This window comes from Sorangium sp. So ce590 (assembly GCF_051521365.1).
Taxonomy (GTDB): Bacteria; Myxococcota_A; Polyangia; order Polyangiales; family Polyangiaceae; genus Sorangium.
This window is the reverse complement of sequence record NZ_CP150346.1, coordinates 315,133-332,121: the sequence shown is the minus strand read 5'-3', so window position 1 is coordinate 332,121 and position 16,989 is coordinate 315,133. Positions and strand designations below refer to the sequence as shown.

Annotated in this window: 12 protein-coding genes and 2 pseudogenes; 8 read left to right on the top strand and 6 right to left on the bottom strand. The window is 70.3% G+C overall.

The window, feature by feature from the left end; genetic code table 11:
- Window positions 1-29: 29 nt before the first annotated feature.
- Window positions 30-3,341, bottom strand: coding sequence for a cadherin-like beta sandwich domain-containing protein (locus WMF28_RS01240; RefSeq protein ID WP_437600163.1), 3,312 nt, complete (start codon window positions 3,339-3,341; stop codon window positions 30-32).
- A 495-nt stretch (window positions 3,342-3,836) separates the two neighbouring features.
- Here WMF28_RS01240 and WMF28_RS01235 point away from each other — a divergent pair, with 495 nt between their 5' ends.
- From WMF28_RS01235 to WMF28_RS01200, 8 genes and pseudogenes are all read left to right on the top strand, one after another.
- Window positions 3,837-6,008, top strand: a complete 2,172-nt coding sequence (locus WMF28_RS01235; protein WP_437600162.1) for a DUF362 domain-containing protein — start codon at window positions 3,837-3,839, stop codon at window positions 6,006-6,008.
- A 106-nt stretch (window positions 6,009-6,114) separates the two neighbouring features.
- A complete protein-coding gene (locus WMF28_RS01230) occupies window positions 6,115-6,777 on the top strand; it encodes a regulatory protein RecX (protein WP_437600161.1) in 663 nt (220 codons plus the stop codon).
- Between the two features lie 10 nt (window positions 6,778-6,787).
- Window positions 6,788-7,596 (top strand): annotated as a pseudogene (locus tag WMF28_RS01225) (response regulator); the annotation flags it as partial.
- Between the two features lie 31 nt (window positions 7,597-7,627).
- Window positions 7,628-8,044 carry a GAF domain-containing protein gene (locus tag WMF28_RS01220; RefSeq protein ID WP_437600160.1) on the top strand — a complete coding sequence of 139 codons (417 nt, stop codon included), beginning with the start codon at window positions 7,628-7,630 and terminating at the stop codon, window positions 8,042-8,044.
- Window positions 8,045-8,108: 64 nt separating this feature from the next.
- Entirely contained in the window at window positions 8,109-9,392 is a 1,284-nt protein-coding gene (locus WMF28_RS01215) for a radical SAM protein (RefSeq protein ID WP_437600159.1), read from the top strand.
- Between the two features lie 218 nt (window positions 9,393-9,610).
- Window positions 9,611-10,216 (top strand): L-2-amino-thiazoline-4-carboxylic acid hydrolase, encoded by a 606-nt coding sequence (locus tag WMF28_RS01210; RefSeq protein ID WP_437600158.1) that lies wholly within the window; start codon window positions 9,611-9,613, stop codon window positions 10,214-10,216.
- A 350-nt stretch (window positions 10,217-10,566) separates the two neighbouring features.
- Window positions 10,567-11,335 (top strand): annotated as a pseudogene (locus WMF28_RS01205) (hypothetical protein); the annotation flags it as partial.
- Window positions 11,336-11,424: 89 nt separating this feature from the next.
- Window positions 11,425-11,778 carry a thrombospondin type 3 repeat-containing protein gene (locus WMF28_RS01200; protein WP_437600157.1) on the top strand — a complete coding sequence of 118 codons (354 nt, stop codon included), beginning with the start codon at window positions 11,425-11,427 and terminating at the stop codon, window positions 11,776-11,778.
- Window positions 11,779-11,791: 13 nt separating this feature from the next.
- Here WMF28_RS01200 and WMF28_RS01195 read toward each other — a convergent pair whose 3' ends face one another.
- From WMF28_RS01195 to WMF28_RS01175, 5 genes are all read right to left on the bottom strand, one after another.
- A complete protein-coding gene (locus tag WMF28_RS01195; protein WP_437600156.1) occupies window positions 11,792-12,745 on the bottom strand; it encodes a S1 family peptidase in 954 nt (317 codons plus the stop codon).
- A gap of 369 nt (window positions 12,746-13,114) precedes the next feature.
- Complete coding sequence (ribD, locus tag WMF28_RS01190) at window positions 13,115-13,582, bottom strand: bifunctional diaminohydroxyphosphoribosylaminopyrimidine deaminase/5-amino-6-(5-phosphoribosylamino)uracil reductase RibD (protein WP_437600155.1); 468 nt, start codon at window positions 13,580-13,582, stop codon at window positions 13,115-13,117.
- Window positions 13,583-14,181: 599 nt separating this feature from the next.
- Window positions 14,182-15,042 carry a hypothetical protein gene (locus WMF28_RS01185; RefSeq protein WP_437600154.1) on the bottom strand — a complete coding sequence of 287 codons (861 nt, stop codon included), beginning with the start codon at window positions 15,040-15,042 and terminating at the stop codon, window positions 14,182-14,184.
- Between the two features lie 236 nt (window positions 15,043-15,278).
- Window positions 15,279-16,328 (bottom strand): hypothetical protein, encoded by a 1,050-nt coding sequence (locus WMF28_RS01180; protein ID WP_437600153.1) that lies wholly within the window; start codon window positions 16,326-16,328, stop codon window positions 15,279-15,281.
- Window positions 16,329-16,410: 82 nt separating this feature from the next.
- Complete coding sequence (locus tag WMF28_RS01175) at window positions 16,411-16,965, bottom strand: hypothetical protein (protein ID WP_437600152.1); 555 nt, start codon at window positions 16,963-16,965, stop codon at window positions 16,411-16,413.
- Between the last annotated feature and the right edge of the window lie 24 nt (window positions 16,966-16,989).

The following is a 16,989-nucleotide window of genomic DNA, read 5'->3' as shown; positions in this document are numbered from 1 at the left end:
CTCCGCTCACGCCAAACGCTCGCCGTTGGCTACCAGCTGGCGCTGTAGCAAGCGCCGCTGCCGGCCGCCGCGTCGTTCGCCCCGTCGCCGTCGACGCCCGTGGCGCTGCTGTCCTCCCCGGTCGCGGCGACGACGAGCGTCGTGCCGTGCAGGTCGAGGCGCGCCCCGAAGGCGTCCGACGCCCCGGTGTTCGCCGCCTTGATGTACGCGTCCTGCGCCCAGGCGCCGCCGGAGCGCTCGAACAGGTACGCTGCCCCGCTCCCGGGAGCGCCGTTGTCCGACTCGAGCCAGCCCCACTCCGTGGAGCTGCTGTCCTCGCCGGGCGCGCCCGCGACGAGGAAATCGTTGTCGATCGAGACTGCAGACCCGAACGCGTCGCCGCGCTCGGTGTTGGACGCCTTGAGATAGGCCTGCTGCGACCAACTCGTCCCGCTGCGCGTGAACACATAGACTGCGCCGCTCCCGGGGGCGCTGTCGTCCGCCTGCGCGCCGTTCACGCCCGTCGCAGCGCTCGCCTCGCCGGTCGCGCCCACGGCGAGAGAATGCGCGGAGATCGCGATGCTGGCGCCGAACGCGTCGCCCGCGCCGGTGTTCGACGCCTTCAGGTACGCCTGCTGGGTCCACGTCGCCCCGCTGCGCACGAACACGTAGACGGCGCCGCTCCCGGAAGCAGCGTTGTCCGCCTGCGCGCCGTTCACGCCCGTCGCGGCGCTCGCCTCGCCGGCCGCGCCCACGGCGAGCGTGTCCCCGGAGAGGGCGACGCTGGCGCCGAACATGTCGCCCGCGCCGGTGTTCGACGCCTTCAGGTACGCCTGCTGGGTCCAGGTCGTCCCGCTGCGCGTGAACACATAGGCAGCTCCGGCCTGCGACACCCCGTTGTTCGTCTGCCCGCCGTTCACGCCGATGGCATTGCTGTCCTCGGTAGGCGCGCCCACGACGAGGGTGTCTCCCTCGAGCGTCACCGCATAACCGAACTGATCCTGCGCATCCGTGTTGGAGGCCTTGATGTAGGCCTCCTGGGACCACGTCGTTTCGCTGCGCCTGAAAATGTACACCGCGCCGGCGTTCGGCGAAGAGTTGTTCGCCTGGTTGCCGTCCACGCCGCGGGCGTTGCTGTCCTCGCCCTGCGCGGAGACCGCCAGGGTGTCCCCGGACAGGGAGAGGCTGTAACCGAAGTTGTCGTTCACGTCGGCGGTGGTCGGCTTCAGATACGCCTGCTGGACCCAGGAGCCGCCGTCGCGCACGAACACGTACACTGCGCCGCTGGTCTTCGAGTTGTCGGTCTGGTCTCCATCGACCCCTGTCGCGGCGCTCGCCTCCCCGAGCGCGGACACGGCAAGCGTGTTCCCGTCGAGCGCGACCGCGAAGCCGAACTGATCCTGCGCATCCGTGTTGGAGGCCTTGAGGTACGCCGAGACGACCCCGCCGCGAAGGACCACCATGCCATAGGTCGTCACGTCCCCGCTCGGCGCGGTCACCTCGATGGTGATCGCGGTGCTACCGCCCGCGATCAGCGCGATCGGCGACGAGGCGCTCCCGGAGGCGACGGGGGTCCCGTTGACCTCGATCGCGGCGCCCGGGGCCGACGCCGTCGGCGTCACCGTGATCGAGGCGATGCGTTCCTCGACGGACACGACATAGACCGCTGACGCCGGATCGAAGGCCGGGCTCAGGGCCCCGCTGGAGACCGAGAGGCCGGAGAGGCTCGAGTCCGTGCTCGCGCAGGCCCCAGCGACGCACGCCTCGCTCGCGCTGCACGTCGCGCCCGCGCTGGCCCCCGCGCAGTCGCCGGTCGCGCCACAGTAGGTCTCGTCGGCCGACGGGTCGACGCAGGCCCCGCCGCACGCCACGAGGGGCGGCGCGCAGGAGGCCTCGCACGCGCCGCCGCTGCAGATCTGGCCCGCGCCGCAGACCGCGCCGGCGTCGCTCCCGCTGCAGTCGCCGGCCGCGCCGCAATGATCGCGGTCGGTGTCCGGGTCGATGCACGTCCCGCCGCACGCGACGAGCCCGCTCTGACACGACAGCTCGCACCGCCCCGCGCCGTTGCAGATCTCCCCGACCGCGCACGCGACCCCGGCGTCGCTCTCGATGCAATCGCCGCTCGCGCCGCAATGCTCGCGGTCGGTGTCCGGGTCGATGCACGTCCCGTCGCACGCGACGAGCCCGCTCTGGCACGACAGCTCGCACCGCCCCGCGCCGTTGCAGATCTCCCCGGACGCGCACGTCACGCCCGCGTCGCTCCCGATGCAATCGCTGCTCGCCCCGCAATGGTCGCGGTCGGTGTCCGGGTCGATGCACGTCCCGTCGCACGCCACGAGCCCGCTCTGGCACGACAGCTCGCACCGCCCCGCGCCGTTGCAGATCTCCCCGGACGCGCACACGATCCCGGCGTCGCTGCCGCGGCAATCGCTGCTCGCCCCGCAATGGTCGCGGTCGGTGTCCGGGTCGATGCACGTCCCGTCGCACGCCACGAGCCCGCTCTGGCACGACAGCTCGCACCGCCCCGCGCCGTTGCAGATCTCCCCGGACGCGCACGTCACGCCCGCGTCGCTCCCGATGCAATCGCTGCTCGCCCCGCAATGGTCGCGATCGGTGTCCGGGTCGATGCACGTCCCGTCGCACGCCACGAGCCCGCTCTGGCACGACAGCTCGCACCGCCCCGCGCCGTTGCAGATCTCCCCGGACGCGCACGTCACGCCCGCGTCGCTCCCGATGCAATCGCTGCTCGCGCCGCAATGATCGCGGTCGGTGTCCGGGTCGATGCACGTCCCATCGCACGCGACAAGCCCGCTCTGACACGACAGCTCGCACCGCCCCGCGCCGTTACAGATCTCCCCGGACGCGCACGTCACGCCCGCGTCGCTCCCGATGCAATCGCTGCTCGCGCCGCAATGGTCGCGGTCGGTGTCCGGGTCGATGCACGTCCCATCGCACGCCACGAGCCCGCTCTGACAGGACAGCGCGCACTCCCCGGCGCCGTTGCAGATCTCCCCGGACGCGCACGTCACGCCCGCGTCGCTCCCGATGCAATCGCCGCTCGCGCCGCAATGCTCGCGGTCGGTGTCCGGGTCGATGCACGTCCCGTCGCACGCCACAAGCCCGCTCTGGCACGACAGCGCGCACTCCCCCGCCCCATCACAGAGCTGCCCCTCCGGGCAGGCGACGTCGCACGCCCCGCAGTGCGCCACATCGGTGGCGAGGTCGACGCACACATCGCCGCACAAGGACTGCCCTGGCCCGCACAGGGGTGCCCCGCCGCTTGTCGTCCCGGGGGATTCGCTCGTGCAAGCGGCGAGGAAGAAGGCGAGACCGACGAGCAAGAAGATCCGCAGGTGGGGCATGGTCAACCTCGATGTGAAGCGATGGCTCCGTCGCTCGAACCACGGTCGGAATAGAAGATTTCGCTGGACGAAGGGCCACGATTCGATGTGCTGCCTGGCCGGTGCGCTCCGACTCCGGATCGAGCACGGCGTGAAGCGGCGCTGCGCCGCGCGCGTTCGGAGAGGGAGCGGTCGTCGAGACTAGACGATTCGCGCGCGGCGGGGCCAACAGGAACGACACACGTGGTCCCGGCGCGTAACCCCGGTGGGCCGCCAGGACGATCCGGCAGGGGGCCGACGCGCCCACGCGCTCGCGACCGGGCTGCGGATCCGGTATGGCTCGTCACGCTGGAGGATCGCCCAGCGCCTGTGGATGCGCGGCGGCGATCACGGCAGCGTGGCTTCCGGGCAACAGGAGTCGAGGCTCGTCTTCGGTGCGCCTCCGGGCGGCGGTCCCCTCCCCACCTTGCACGTTCTGCCTTCTCGTCGCCGCCGTTTCGCTCCATCGTGCTCGCGATGATGAACGGGACACGGGCGCTCCATGGCCGCCGGGCGCGACGGTCTTCCCTCGCGATCGCGGCGCTGGTCGCCGTCCTCGCGGGCTGCGGGGACCGGCAACGCCAGCCCGGCGACGGCGGGCCCGCCGCCGCGCAGCCTCAGCTCGACGCGGCGCCGCCGCCGGCGTCGACGGCCGCGCCTGCGCCGGCGGCGAGCGCCGCCTCGTTCGCCGCCGCCTCCGCGCACCCGGCCGTGCCCACCGCCGCGCCGGGCGCGTCGAGCGACGTGGTCGCGGGCGCGTCGCAGCGGTACGAGGCCGGCCCGTCGGTGATCGCGTCGGACAGCATCGACGGCGCCGCCCTCAGGAAGCGGCACATCGAGCGCCTCGAGGCCGACGACTCGCCCGTCACCGTGCTCCGCGGCGAGGGGCCTCTGGAGCTCGGCAAGCGCATCTGCGAGGCGGTGGTGCCCAGGCGGCCCGCGGCGACTCCGGTGCTCCTCAAGCCGAATATCTGCGGTTTCGACAGCGTGAAGGACCCGGCGAAGTCGAACGGCGACGACGGCGTGACCGGCCGCATCACGCAGCCGGAGTTCGTTCGAGGCGTCGTCCAGTGCCTCAAGGCGCGCGGGCACACGAAGATCACGATCGCCGAGGGCTGCGGCCACTCGCACAAGTTCTGGAAGGACCTCGTGCAGCGGACCGGCTATGAAGCGATGGCCGCGGAGGAGGGCGCCGCGCTCGTCGCGATGGACGACGACGGGGTCTTCGATGTCGCCGGAGATAAGCCCGGAAAGCCCCTCGCCATCCGCGGAATCCAGGCGACGCACGTCCCGACGCTGCTCATGCCCAGGGTGCTGGCCGAGCACCTCGACCGCGGGCTCTTCCTGTCGCTCCCGCGGCTCAAGATGCACAGGTACTCGGTCATCTCGGCCGGCATCAAGGGCATGCAGGGCACGGTCATGCTGTCGGACAGCGCGCCTGCCTACAAGCAGAAGTGGAGGATGCACCGGGAGCTCAAGACGTACCTCGACACGAAGGCCGCCGGCCAGGAGGACCGCGCCCTGTACCTCTCGTCGCTCCGCGTCTTCGCCGAGCGGATGGTCGACGTGCTCGAGATCTCGACGCCGGACGCCGTGCTCGGCGACGGCGCGCCGGCGATGGGCGGAGACGGCTTCCAGGTCCTGCGCCCCACCGCGGAGAGGGTGGCGGTCGGCGGCACGAACCCGGTGCGGGTCGACCGGGTGGTGGCGGAGCTCCTCGGCGTCTGGAACAGCCCGGCGCTCGCGCGCGAGCTCGGCGGCCACCGGACATCGCCGCTCATCGACGCGGCGGCGAAGCGCTTCGGGCTCGACCTCGCGGCGACGGCGATCACGGGGGACGGAGCCGATCTCCTGAAGACCCCGAGGCCGGTCCACTACAAGGCGATGGCGCCCTTCCGGCTCGACTGGGAGCCCGGGCAAACGCCCCTGCCCGGCGGGTCCACAAAGGGGCCAGAGCCCGCGCCGCCGGCCTCGCAGAGGGCACCCGAGGGCGGGCAAGACGGCGGGACCCCGGCGAGGCCGGAGGCGCGCGCGCCGCGGCTGCCGCCGGGAGAGCAGATCGTGCTCGACGGGAAGGCGGACGACGCGGCCTGGAGCCGCGCGAAGGCCGTGCAGTGGGACACCGATTATGCCGGCCAGCGCACCGGATTCCCCACGCGGGCGCGCTTCCTCTGGTCGACGGCGGGGCTCCATGCGCTCTTCGAGCTCTCGAACGCCGGGCTCAACACGGATCGCTCGAGGCCCGTCGGCGAGGAGCGGAAGGGGCTTTACAAGGAGGACTGTATCGAGCTGTTCCTGACGCCGGATCCGGGCGCGCCGAAGCGGTACTTCGAGGTCGAGATCGGGCCGTTCGGTCACTTCTTCGATATCGCGATCGACCGCGATGCACGCCTGGAAGACACGGCGTGGTCGAGCGGCGCGACGATCGCGACGAGCCAGAGCGCAGACGAGCGCACGGCCGTCATCGAGGCGCGGATCGCGGCGCCGGGGATCGTGAAGGCGCTCGCCCCGGACGCGCGGCTGCCCATGAACCTCTACCGGATGGAGGGCAAGGGGCCGCGGCACTACCTCGCGTGGAGCCCGCCCCGCACGACCAAGCCGGACTTCCATGTACCCGAGGCGTTCGGCGTGCTCGTGCTGGATCCCTGACTCGAGCTCCGAGAGGAGCGGCCGGGCGGCCGATCGCGGCGGTCGCCGGCCGGCGGGCGCGAGGGCGCTTGCGGCCCGCGCGGGCTGCGCCATCGTGCTGCCACGCATGCCGATCATCACGGGGATCGTCCCCTCGCCCGACAAGCCTGGCCACGTCGTCATCCTGGTCGATGGGGTCGCCTTCGCCACGGTCCCCGAGGCGAGCGCCGCGGGCTTCGCGCCAGGGCAGGACAGCCCCGCCGCCGCGGCGGAGCCGCTCCGGAAGGCCGGCGAGGGCGCCGGCGCGCAGAAGACCTACGAGCGGGCGCTGCGGCTCCTGTCGTTCCGCGCGCGATCGGCCAGGGAGCTGGAGAAGCGCCTGATCGACAAGGGCGAGCCGAGGGAGCACGTGGTGAGCGCGATCGAGCGCCTCACGGCGAACGGGCTGCTCGACGACGCGCGCTTCGCCGAGGCCAAGGCGCGCTCGGGCATCGTGGGCAAGCCGCGCTCGCGCCGCAGGATCGAGCAGGACCTGGCCCGGAAGGGCGTCGCGCGCGACGTGGCCGACGCGGCGATCCGGCAGGTGATGGCCGATGAGGGGACAGACGAGCTCGCCGTGGCCGAACGGGCAGCGCGGAAGAAGCTCCGCTCCCTCTCGGGCCTCCAGCCGATGGAACAGCGGCAGAAGCTTTACGCGTTCCTGGCGCGGCAGGGTTACGCGCCCGACGTGACGCGCCGGGCGCTGCGCGCGGTGCTCGACGCGCCGCCGCCCGACGACGAGGGCGCCTAGCGCAACTGTCCCGCTCGCCGGGGTGCTGCGCGAGCACGAGACCTGCCGCGTCGTCGAGTTGCCGTCCGACCTCGGGGACCTCCCGACCGGCGCGTGGCGAAGGCCGCCAGCGCGAGCCGCCACGCTCTCGCTCTCCCATCCGGCGAGACGGGGCGCGCGGGGGTCCTGATCGTCGGATTGAATCCATTCCGCCTCTTCGACGACGACTACCGCGGCTTCCTCCACCTCGTGGCCGGCCAGATCTCGGCCAGCGTCGCCAACGCGCAAGCGTACGAGGAAGAGAAGCGGCGGGCGGAGGCCCTCGCCGAGCTCGATCGCGCGAAGACAGCCTTCTTCAGCAACGTGAGCCACGAGCTTCGCACGCCCCTCACGCTGATGCTCGGGCCGCTCGAGTCCGCGCGCGAAAGCCCGCCGGATCTCGTGCTCACCGACGTGATGATGCCGAACCTCGACGGGCTCGGCCTGCTCCGGGCGCTGCGCGAGGACGAGCGCACGAGCCGCGTTCCGGTCATCATGCGCTCCGCGCGCGCAGGCGAGGAGTCGCGCGTCGAGGGGCTCGAGGCGGGCGCGGACGGAGTGCGCGAGAGCCCCCGCGAGGACGCACACGCCCGGATACCTTCTCCTCGAGAGGCGGCGTGTTCAATTTCTTCTTGGCGTGAAGTCACGCTGTCCGCATACGCGCGATCTACCCGTCAGGGTGGCAGTACAGCTCAACGGGTCCACTCCGGCGCGCGGCTGGCACGACGCGCCCTGCTCTCCGCACCTGCGCTACATCTGCGGGTCGTCCGACGGACGGCCCCGGCCGGTCCTCGCGGTTGACGCAGGCGCCGCGCCGGTCGAGGGTGCGGCCATGCAAGCGCGCCGAGAGTCGCTCGAGCCGTGGTTGCGGAGCTTCGTCGCCGACAACGGGGGCATCGCCGGCACGGTGCACCTCGTCGAGGGCGACGCGCTCACGCTGACCGCGGCCGTGAACATCCCCGAGAAGGTGCAGGAGATCACGCGCCGCGTCCCGCGCGGCAAGGGCATGGCCGGGCTCGCCTGGGAGCGCGGCCAGCCCGTGCAGACGTGCAACCTGCAGACGGACACGTCCGGCGACGTGCGGCCGGGGGCCAGGGCGGTCGCGGCGCAGGCCGCGGTGGCCCTGCCGGTGCGCGGCGCCTCGGCGAGCGTGCGCGCCGTCGTGGGGATCGCGTTCGCCGGCGAGCGCGAGCTCGGCGAGGACGAGCTCGCCGGGCTCGCCGAGGGCGCGGGCGCGCTGCCGGACTGACACCCCCGTCGCGGGCGCCGGCCCTTGTCTTTCGCGGCGTCGATGCGAGGATGGGCGCCTTCCCATGGTGACGAACGGCCGCAGCGCCCCGGAAGCAGCGATCGTCGATCCGCGCGAATCGCGCGATCTGCGCGATTCGCGCGACCCGGGCAGCCGGCCGCACGTCCGCGTCGAGGACCTCGTGCGCGGCGCGGCGCCCGCGGGCGAGCGCGCTCCTGCCGAGGCGGGAGAAGGCAGCGCCGGGGGCGAGCGCGCTCTCGCCGAGGCGGGAGAAGGCAGCGCCGGGGGCGAGCCCCTCACGGCGAAGCTCGCCCGCCGCACCGTGCCCGGGGTGCTCTACGAGCGAGGGCCCGAGGAGGGGTATCTGCGGTGCACCGCGTGCGCGCACCGCTGCGTCCTCTCGCCGGGGCGCGCGGGCGCGTGCGGGATCCGCTTCGAGAAGGACGGCGAGCTCCGCGTCCCGTTCGGCTACGTCGCTCGCCATTACGTGCGCTCGGTCGAGACGAACACGATCTTCCATGTGCGCCCCGGCGCGAGGTCGCTCACCTTCGGCATGTTCGGGTGCGACCTGCGCTGTCCTTACTGCCAGAACTGGAAGGTCTCGCAGGCCCTCCGCGAGCCCGAGGGCGAGGGCGAGCCGATCGACATCAGCGCGGTGGATCTCGTCGAGGTGGCCGTCGCAGCGGGCTGCGGGGTGCTCGCGAGCGCCTACAACGAGCCGATGATCACGGCCGAGTGGGCGCGCGCGGTGTTCACCGAGGCGCGGCGGAGGGGGCTCGTCACGGCGCTCATCTCGGACGGCAACACGACCCCCGAGGCGCTCGCGTACATGCGCCCGGTCACCGACGTGTTCCGCGTCGACCTCAAGGGGTGGAGCGCCGACCAGTACCGGACGCTCGGCGGCCGCGTGGAGCCGGTGCTCGCGGCGATCGGCGAGGCCCGGGGCCTCGGCTACTGGGTCGAGGTCGTGACCCTCGTCGTGCCGGGATTCAACGACAACGCGGCCGGCCTCCGCGCCCTCGGCGCCGAGATCGCCGGCGTCGATCCCGACATCCCGTGGCACCTCAACGCCTTCTACCCACGCTACAAGATGCGCGATCGGCTGACGACCGATCCGGCGTTCCTCGTGGACGTGGCCGGCGTCGCGTACGCGCGCGGCATGAAGTACGTCTACGTCAGCAACGTGGCCGACCGCGTGCGCGAGCTCTCGCATACCCGCTGCCCGGGTTGCCATGAGGTCGTGGTGCGGCGGTTCAACTACGAGACGCAGGAGGTCCTCCTCTCCGGCGGCGCGTGCCCAGCGTGCGGGACGCCCGTGCCCGGCCTGTGGGCCCCGGGGGCCGCGTAGGGCTGCCACAAGAGCTCCTGTCCGGCGATCAGGCACTCCGGCAGAACCGTGTGCGTCCGGATTGAACTCATCCGAACACGCCGGCTCCCCTGCCGGGCTGGCCGGCCAGGCGAGTGGACCCATTGGCCGGCCAGCCCGGCCACTCCGAGTGGCCATCTCCGCCGTGGAAATTTGAACAATGGTTCTTGCTCGCGCGCCGCATGTGATAATTTCCGAGCATGTCGTCGTCGCCGTCGGAACGTCTCGCTCAGATCCTCAGCGAAGGCCGGTTCGTCGCGATTCGCGAGCTCGGCGAAGAGTGCGCGGCGGAGCTCCACACGCGCGCCAAGGAGCGGTACCTCGCGCTGGAGGCGACGATACCGCAGTTCGGGAGCAGCATGGATCGCAAGCTCTTCGAGCTCGGCCCGCCCGTGCTTGCGATCTACCAGGCGCTCCTGCACGACCTCGGCGTGGACCGGGAGCCGGCCCTGCGCCTCGCCGAGGACATGCTGCTCGCGTTCTACCGCAAGCAGCTTCACCGGAGCCCGCTCCTCGGCGCCGCGATGGATATCGTGTTCCGGCTGAAGCCCGCGCGGCGCCTGCGCAGGAGGAGCATGCTCGCGGGTGAGCCGGGCGCCTTCCGCTTCGGCAGGGCCAGCGACGTGCGCGAGTGCCCGCTCGTGACCTTCGCGCGGCGGCACGGCGTGCCGGAGGTCGTCCCCATGATCTGCCGGCTCGACGACCTCAAGGTGAAAGAGCTCCACGGCATCGAGGCGCACCGCGCGGGCACGCTCGGCACGGGCGCCGGGTGCCGTGGCTTCCGGTACGTGATGGCGAAGAAATAGCGCCCCCGCTCCGCGGCGCCCAGTCCGGGCGTCCTCGAGCTCTCCCGCGCTGACCGCCCTCCCTCCTCTTCCTGCCCTCCTCCAGCTCCCGTCAGAGCCCCCGCGCCGGGCACACCGGCGCGCGCACGAGGGCCCCGGTCGTCTCGCCGACGCGCTGGTGGCCACGCACCGCACACCGCGGCGCCGCCATGGCCATTGCTATTGCTATTGTATTGCTATTCGACGATTGCCCCACGACGCGCCACAGCCTCCGAGGACGGAACGCCCGTGGGACAGCGCACATGTTTCAAGCTTGAAACACGAGCGTTGATTCATGGATCTCGAGAGAGCGTGATCGTGTGAATCGTTGGGGCAACCAGACCACCGTTGTCACCGAGCTGCTCGTGCCCGACGGCTCCTCGCCGGGACCGGCCACCAACGCGGACGGCGACCCGGCGCCCGAGGTCAGCCTCATCGTCAAGTTCGACGGCGCGCACTGGGTCGACGAGCTCGGCGGCCCCTGGGACCATCGCGTGAAGCTCTCGCTGCCCGGCAAGGACGTGTTCGCCATCGACGCGATGGCGAGCCCACCGCAGCCCGTCGCCGGGCCCTCGGGGGTCTTCACCGGCGTCGGGACGGTCCTCTTCAACATGGTCGTCAACCCGGCCAACGGGAAGATTGTGGCCGCGCTCGGCTCGAGCAAGATCGGCGTGCTCGGCACGGCCGCGCCCGAGGACGACACGTTCGTGCCGGATCGAGACGGCGCACGTCGCGATGTACAGCCCCGAGCCGCCGAGCGTCACGCTCGGGCGGAGCCAGCTCTACGACGCGCGATCGAGCTCGGCGCACGGCGACTCCTCGTGCGCGAGCTGCCATATCTTCGGCGACCTCGACAGCCTCGGGTGGGATCTCGGCAATCCGGGCGCGGCGGTCACGAACAACCCGGGCCCGTTCGTCGGCCCGCTGCTCAACCTGTTCACGCAGCAGCCGATGCCGCAGCAGCTCCACCCGATGAAGGGCCCGACAACGACCCAGAGCCTGCGCGGCATGGCGAACCATGGGCCCATGCACTGGCGCGGCGATCGCACGGGCGGCAACGACGCGGAGGCCGCCCAGCCGGACAGCGGCTCGCTCGACGAGCGCGGCCGGCCGGCGACGCGGTCCGAAGGCAGCTCGAGGCGTACCTCCTCGCCTTCGACTCGAACGTCGCGCCGATCGTCGGCCAGCAGGTGACGCTGCGCTGGGACGACCAGGTCGCCGCTGGCCCGCGCGTCGAGCTCCTGATCGAGAGGGCGAATGCCGGCGAGTGCGACCTCGTCGTGAAGAGCCACGTGATCTTGCAGGAGATCGGCTTTCTCTACGCCGGAGCCGGGAAGTTCGCCGCCGACCGGATGGCGCTGCCGCCGATCCCCGACGCCGTGCTCCGCCAGATCGCCGTCGCGGCGGGGCGCCCGCTGACGTACACGTGCGCGCCGCCGGGCTCGGGCTACCGCACAGGCATCGATCGCGACGAGGACGGCTTTCTCGACGGCGACGAGCGGAGCGCCGGCAGCGACCCGGCGGACCCCGCAGACACGCCCTGAGCGCCGCCGCCGATCACTCCTCCACGCCATCGTCGCCGAGGGCGCAGTCCGGGTCGGCCGGGGACACGCACGCGAGCGCGCACACCCCATCTGCGCCGCAGTGGAGATCGGCGCAGTCGGGGTCGACGAGATCGGGGCCGACATCGCACGTCGCGTCGCAGCGGCCGTCCGCGCGGCACGGGTTGTCCGCCTCGAACTCGTCGATCGTCGGCTGGATGAACCGGGAGATCTGGTCGAGATCGGTGCGCGCCTGCACCCCGTCCAGGGTGCAGGGGTCGTCGCCGAACGACGTCACGCCGGCGTGGCGCTCGACGCCCGACCGCACGAGGAACGCCGGACCTCCCGAGTCTCCGGCGCACGTGTTCATGGCGGGGAACTGGTAATAGAACTGGGTCGCGTCGATCGTCCCAGGCGTCCCACCGACCTGGGCCGGACCGATCGCCAGGATCGGGAACGTCACGACGCGGCGCATGCCGAACCCCGTCCCGGCGACCCCGTCGGAGACCCCGTATCCGACGAAGGTGTAGTCCGGTCCGACGTACCACCCGCTATTTTCCATCGATTCGCGCAGGAGCGGCGCGGGCTGCACGGGCGCGTCGCTCTCCAGCTTGAGGAGGGTGAGGTCGTTCTCGAGGGTGCCCGGGTCGTACTCGGGGTGCCGCCGCGACGTTTCGACCCGCACGCTCTCCGAGCGCCGCCCGAGGCTCGTGCCGAAGTAAACCCGCGTGAGCGCGCCGTGGCAGTGTCCCGCCGTGATCACGGTGCGCCGCGAGATCACGGTCCCGCTGCAGAACGCCCGGCTGCGGGTGCCCACGCCCACGACATAGGCGTGCGCTGTGTCCACGGCGCCTCCGACGATGCGCTGTCGGGACGTGAGCAATGGTTGCTCGCCTTCGTCGCCAGCAGGCGTATCCGCGCAGCCGAGCCCGCCGAGGCACAGGATCGCAATCGGGATAGCATTCTTCATACTGCCACCTTTCCCTCTAGAAATGGTGTCTAGAGCGGCCGATTGTGAGGGCGCCCACAGTTCGGCACCGCTCGGCTCCGCGGGTGAGCGGAGGGCATAACAAGCGTGGTGCCAGCGCCGTGCGCGCGGAGCGCCCGTGTCGGCCCCGGGGCGGCGGGGGTCCCGGCGTGGCGCGCGAGGGTGGTGGTCCGATCGGAGCACGAGTGCGCGATGGCGGAAAAGCGGAAAGGCGGAAGGGTGGAAGGGAACGCTCAACGATCTTCCCGATTCCCGCCTTCATGCGAGCTCTCTCCGGGCGATGGGGTCACGACACGCGCGAGCGGGGGGATCGCGCCCGGTCGATCGCCGCCGCCGGGGCGGCGGGGGCGTTCACTCGCGCGGCGCGTTCAGGGCGCTGCGCTCGGCCATGCTCGCGATGTAAGCGCGGTTGAGCTCGCGACACTCGAGCTCGCGGACGCCGATGACCACCTCGACCCCGGCGCTCTCGAGCATCGCCACGCCCTTGCCGGAGACGAGGGGGTTCGGATCGATCATGCCAATGACGACGCGCCGGACGCCGGAGCGGTGGATCGCGTCGGTGCATGGCGGCGTCCGGCCGTGGTGGCAGCACGGCTCGAGGTTGACGTAGAGCGTGGCGCCCTCGGCGCGGCCGGCGAGCTTGCGGAGCGCGTCGACCTCGGCGTGGGCCAGCCCGGCGCGCTCGTGGAATCCCTCGGCGAGGAGCTCGCCGCCGCGCACGATGACCGAGCCGACCATCGGGTTCGGCGCGGTGCGCCCCCGGGCGAGCGCCGCCAGCTCGAGGCAGCGCTCCATCCAGCGAAGGTCGTCGTCGTTCACGCGGGCCTCGGGGCGCGGCGGTCCATGAAGGGGCGGCCTGCCTGGCTCGCCGCGGCGTCGTACAGCATGACGCGGCAAGTATAGCGGAGGACGACGGAGGCAGGCAGCGAAGGACGGCCGCGTCGCCTGCATCGGGACGCGACGGGCGGAGAGGAACTCGCTTCGGCAGCTCGCGAGAGCCGTTCGGGGCCGGAACTCGGTGCCCGGGCGGGTCGTGGAAGTGCGGAGGCTGCGCGCTGGCCACCCGCACCCATGCTTCCAACCCTCTCCCCCGACCCGACCCCAGCCCAACGCCTTGGGGTGTGTGCCGCGATGCGCAGAGCTCACTCGCTCGTCGGTACCAGCCCCTCGTTCGGCGGGGCGACACTACGTGACGATCCCCCGTCCGGATGTGCCCGACGAGCGCCACTCGGTAAAAACATAGTTCCCGGACTGGTTCGTCCGTTCGTCAGATGATTGATTGACTATAATGTCTGCGCCGCGTCGAGCAGCATGAACCTTGATCTCGAATTCTCCCGAGTGCGTATGCGACGGCCACGCCAGCAACCGGAGGAATCCGCCACATCGTTTCGTCGTTGGAGTCGGGTTGACCGGCGCTGTCAGCTCGGCTCGTCGAGCACCTCAGCCAGCGAGGCGGCAACGGCGGCCTTCTCCAGCCAGCGCTCCAGACGCTCTACATCCTTCTGGGCCAGGATGCGCTCGCGCGCGTCATCCGGGACCGTGATGCCGCGAGCCTTGAGCACGGTGATCACGGCGCGCGCATTCGCGGCGGTCTCGCCCTGCGCGACGTACTTCTTGGCGAAGTCACTCTGATATTCGTACCCCTTCATCATCGCCTCCAGCGCCCAGCGGGCGGCATCGTTGAGGGAATTGTACACGAGATCGTAGTAAAATCTGGCCCGCTCGTCATCGAGCGCATCGATCGCGGGTAGCACCGCCCCGGCGATCGTCGCCCCTTGCTCGGTCTCGCCGTACGCCATGGCCGAGAGCACCCCCAGTTCTGGACGGCGGGCTGCTTCCGCGGGGTCCGTCACGACCGGAATCCCGTCTCGCCGGAGCACGGGCGGGCGCAGCACGAAGGTGGGCACGCCGAGCTCGATCGGCTCCGCGCACCATGCCGCGACGAGAGGGTCGGACGCGATGACGAGCAGATCGGCAGGGCACCGGTGCTGGTCCCGCGAAACGGTGAGGTAGGCGGGCCAGGTGAAGCGCTTGTCCTCGTCCTTCCTGAGCTGAACCTCGACGATGATCACCCGGACCGGCCTGCCGCCTTCAAGCAGCAGGATGACAAGGTCGGCGCGGTACTCCGCCGGCTGCGTCTCGTTCAACTCGACCGAGGCGACGCGGGCTTCGCTGTAGGCCGGGAGCACGACGCCGAGCACCTCGACGAGCATCTCGGCGGCCAGGGAAGGACGGTTCTTGAAAAGATCCACGAGGCACTCGTGGCGCATGGAGACCATGGCGAGGAGGATCGCACGCCGGCCGGTATGGGGCCAACACGCACTCAAGGGCGATGTCGGATCGGAGCCATCCCTGGCCAGCGGGTCGGGGCCGTCGCCGTACATACCGATGAGGTGGCCTTTGCAGGCTTGGCTCAATGCTCGGCTGTCCCACGACTTGCGGCTCACCCGCGGCGCGAAGCGCCGCCGGGTGCAGCCCCTTGTTGGGCAGTTCGTCCTGGTTGCTCGCAGCGCCGTCAGCGCTTAGGCGCTTTACGCAACGAGTACGCCCCGCTGCCGGCTCGAGCGATCAGACCCAACCTAAGCGGTTTGCGGACCGAGTTGCGAACCCACGAATTTGCCTTCTCGGGTGGGAGTTCCGGGAACGCCCGCTCTGCGAGAGCGAACAGAGTCAAAGGCCCATTCACCGCCGAAAGACAACCCAGCACAGCGCGTTCATTCGCATTCAGCGTGTCTCCCGCGCTAGGAGCATCCGCGTCCGATTTCTTGCTGCGCACTCCGACGCCAGTCGCACGAACTCCGGCGTCGGACGCGTGCGCGCCAGCAAGACCTTGAGCTGAAGGCTTCGCAGGAACCCGATTCCCCGACTTCGCTCGTGTGGGCGGCGGAAGCGACTGAGTTGCCGACGCTACCGGCACAACGTACTCAACAGCAAACACGTCGGCGCCCCATTTTAAAAAGAACGCGAGGTAGGGATCTGTGATATGTAGACACCGATTCCGCTTGTCCCAATCAAGCACCGGCGCTGACGCCTCCTGGTCGGCCTGAATAGTACTCATGTGCTCAAGAACACGCGAAACCTCATGAGCCTGGGGTAAATCGATTAGTAATTCCCGGAGTGCGGATCGAATCTGCTCGTACGACAGCGTCCCCATACCTGGCTTGAGCTGCGCAATTGCGTTAAGCACCGCGTGATAAATGTCCCCAGTGCGTCCATCGCGAAAGGGGCGCGGTATGCGGTCCGATCGTTGGCGTGGCCCCTGAGCGAGCGCGTCGAAAACCGGGCGACTGAGGTGTTGCGCAATATCGCCCAGAAGAGCAGTCGCAGAGGGCTGCGGCCGGACATCAACAGGCACATCTGAGGTTTCCAGCAAACCGGCCCGAAGGCAGAGTTCGCGAAAAAATTCCTGGACAAGGTGCGGGCTACCGAGCGCCTCGGCAGTGAAAAGCTCTATCAGCCCGTCATCTACTGAGGCGTTGAGAAGCGGCAGTCCAACGTCTGGAATTCGGCGCAATTCATCGACGGTCCACAGGGGGACATGAACCTGCTGAACGCGACTTGTCATCTCGCGCTCAACACGAATTGCATCATACCGCCTGTGCGGTATGGCAAGTATTATCGTGGGACACCCTTCGTATATGAGGGACTTAAGAGTCCCGAATGATTGTCGCCTGAAGTGGCTCCGGAATGTAATAAAAATCGTCGATAACCAAAGGGCGGCGGGATTGCTGAAGTGCGGCAACCGCCCCCGCACGGTGCGTTGAAGTTCTCGTACTGGTCGTTGTAGACTTGGACGCACGCGAGTGCAGAACGCTAGCCTTGGCGGTTACCTTGCCGACCAGTTTCAAGCCGACTTCGCCGCCGACATCAATGCCGCCGGCTGTCGTCTTCGCTGTTTCTTCAGTGCTCGCAGTGCTTGTCGACGCTGCGAGTTGTCCGATGACCTGTGTCCAGAGATCGTCTTCGGTTGCCACAGAGCCGCCATCGATCCACACGGCGGTGTTCCCAGGAAAGACGCGCTTAACGAGAACGGACTTCCCGGACTTCGTCGGACCCGTGACCGTAACTAGCTTACACAAGTTATCCGTACTGGCGCGTATCTCATCCTCAAGTCCATATTCATTCCTACTCACGTAGGTATGGTGGGGCTGCCCACCGGGCACAAACACGCTACGCGTACGCAGTTTCAGGAAGGTGTCCATGTCGCCCTCAGGTCGCACTCCGCG

What these genes read in the sequence shown, in the direction of transcription:
- WMF28_RS01240 (WP_437600163.1), bottom strand. Translation starts at nt 3,341, where the DNA reads ATGCCCCACCTGCGGATCTTCTTGCTCGTCGGTCTCGCCTTCTTCCTC.
- WMF28_RS01235 (WP_437600162.1), top strand. Translation starts at nt 3,837, where the DNA reads ATGATGAACGGGACACGGGCGCTCCATGGCCGCCGGGCGCGACGGTCT.
- WMF28_RS01230 (WP_437600161.1), top strand. Translation starts at nt 6,115, where the DNA reads ATGCCGATCATCACGGGGATCGTCCCCTCGCCCGACAAGCCTGGCCAC.
- WMF28_RS01220 (WP_437600160.1), top strand. Translation starts at nt 7,628, where the DNA reads ATGCAAGCGCGCCGAGAGTCGCTCGAGCCGTGGTTGCGGAGCTTCGTC.
- WMF28_RS01215 (WP_437600159.1), top strand. Translation starts at nt 8,109, where the DNA reads ATGGTGACGAACGGCCGCAGCGCCCCGGAAGCAGCGATCGTCGATCCG.
- WMF28_RS01210 (WP_437600158.1), top strand. Translation starts at nt 9,611, where the DNA reads ATGTCGTCGTCGCCGTCGGAACGTCTCGCTCAGATCCTCAGCGAAGGC.
- WMF28_RS01195 (WP_437600156.1), bottom strand. Translation starts at nt 12,745, where the DNA reads ATGAAGAATGCTATCCCGATTGCGATCCTGTGCCTCGGCGGGCTCGGC.
- WMF28_RS01185 (WP_437600154.1), bottom strand. Translation starts at nt 15,042, where the DNA reads ATGGTCTCCATGCGCCACGAGTGCCTCGTGGATCTTTTCAAGAACCGT.
- WMF28_RS01180 (WP_437600153.1), bottom strand. Translation starts at nt 16,328, where the DNA reads ATGACAAGTCGCGTTCAGCAGGTTCATGTCCCCCTGTGGACCGTCGAT.
- WMF28_RS01175 (WP_437600152.1), bottom strand. Translation starts at nt 16,965, where the DNA reads ATGGACACCTTCCTGAAACTGCGTACGCGTAGCGTGTTTGTGCCCGGT.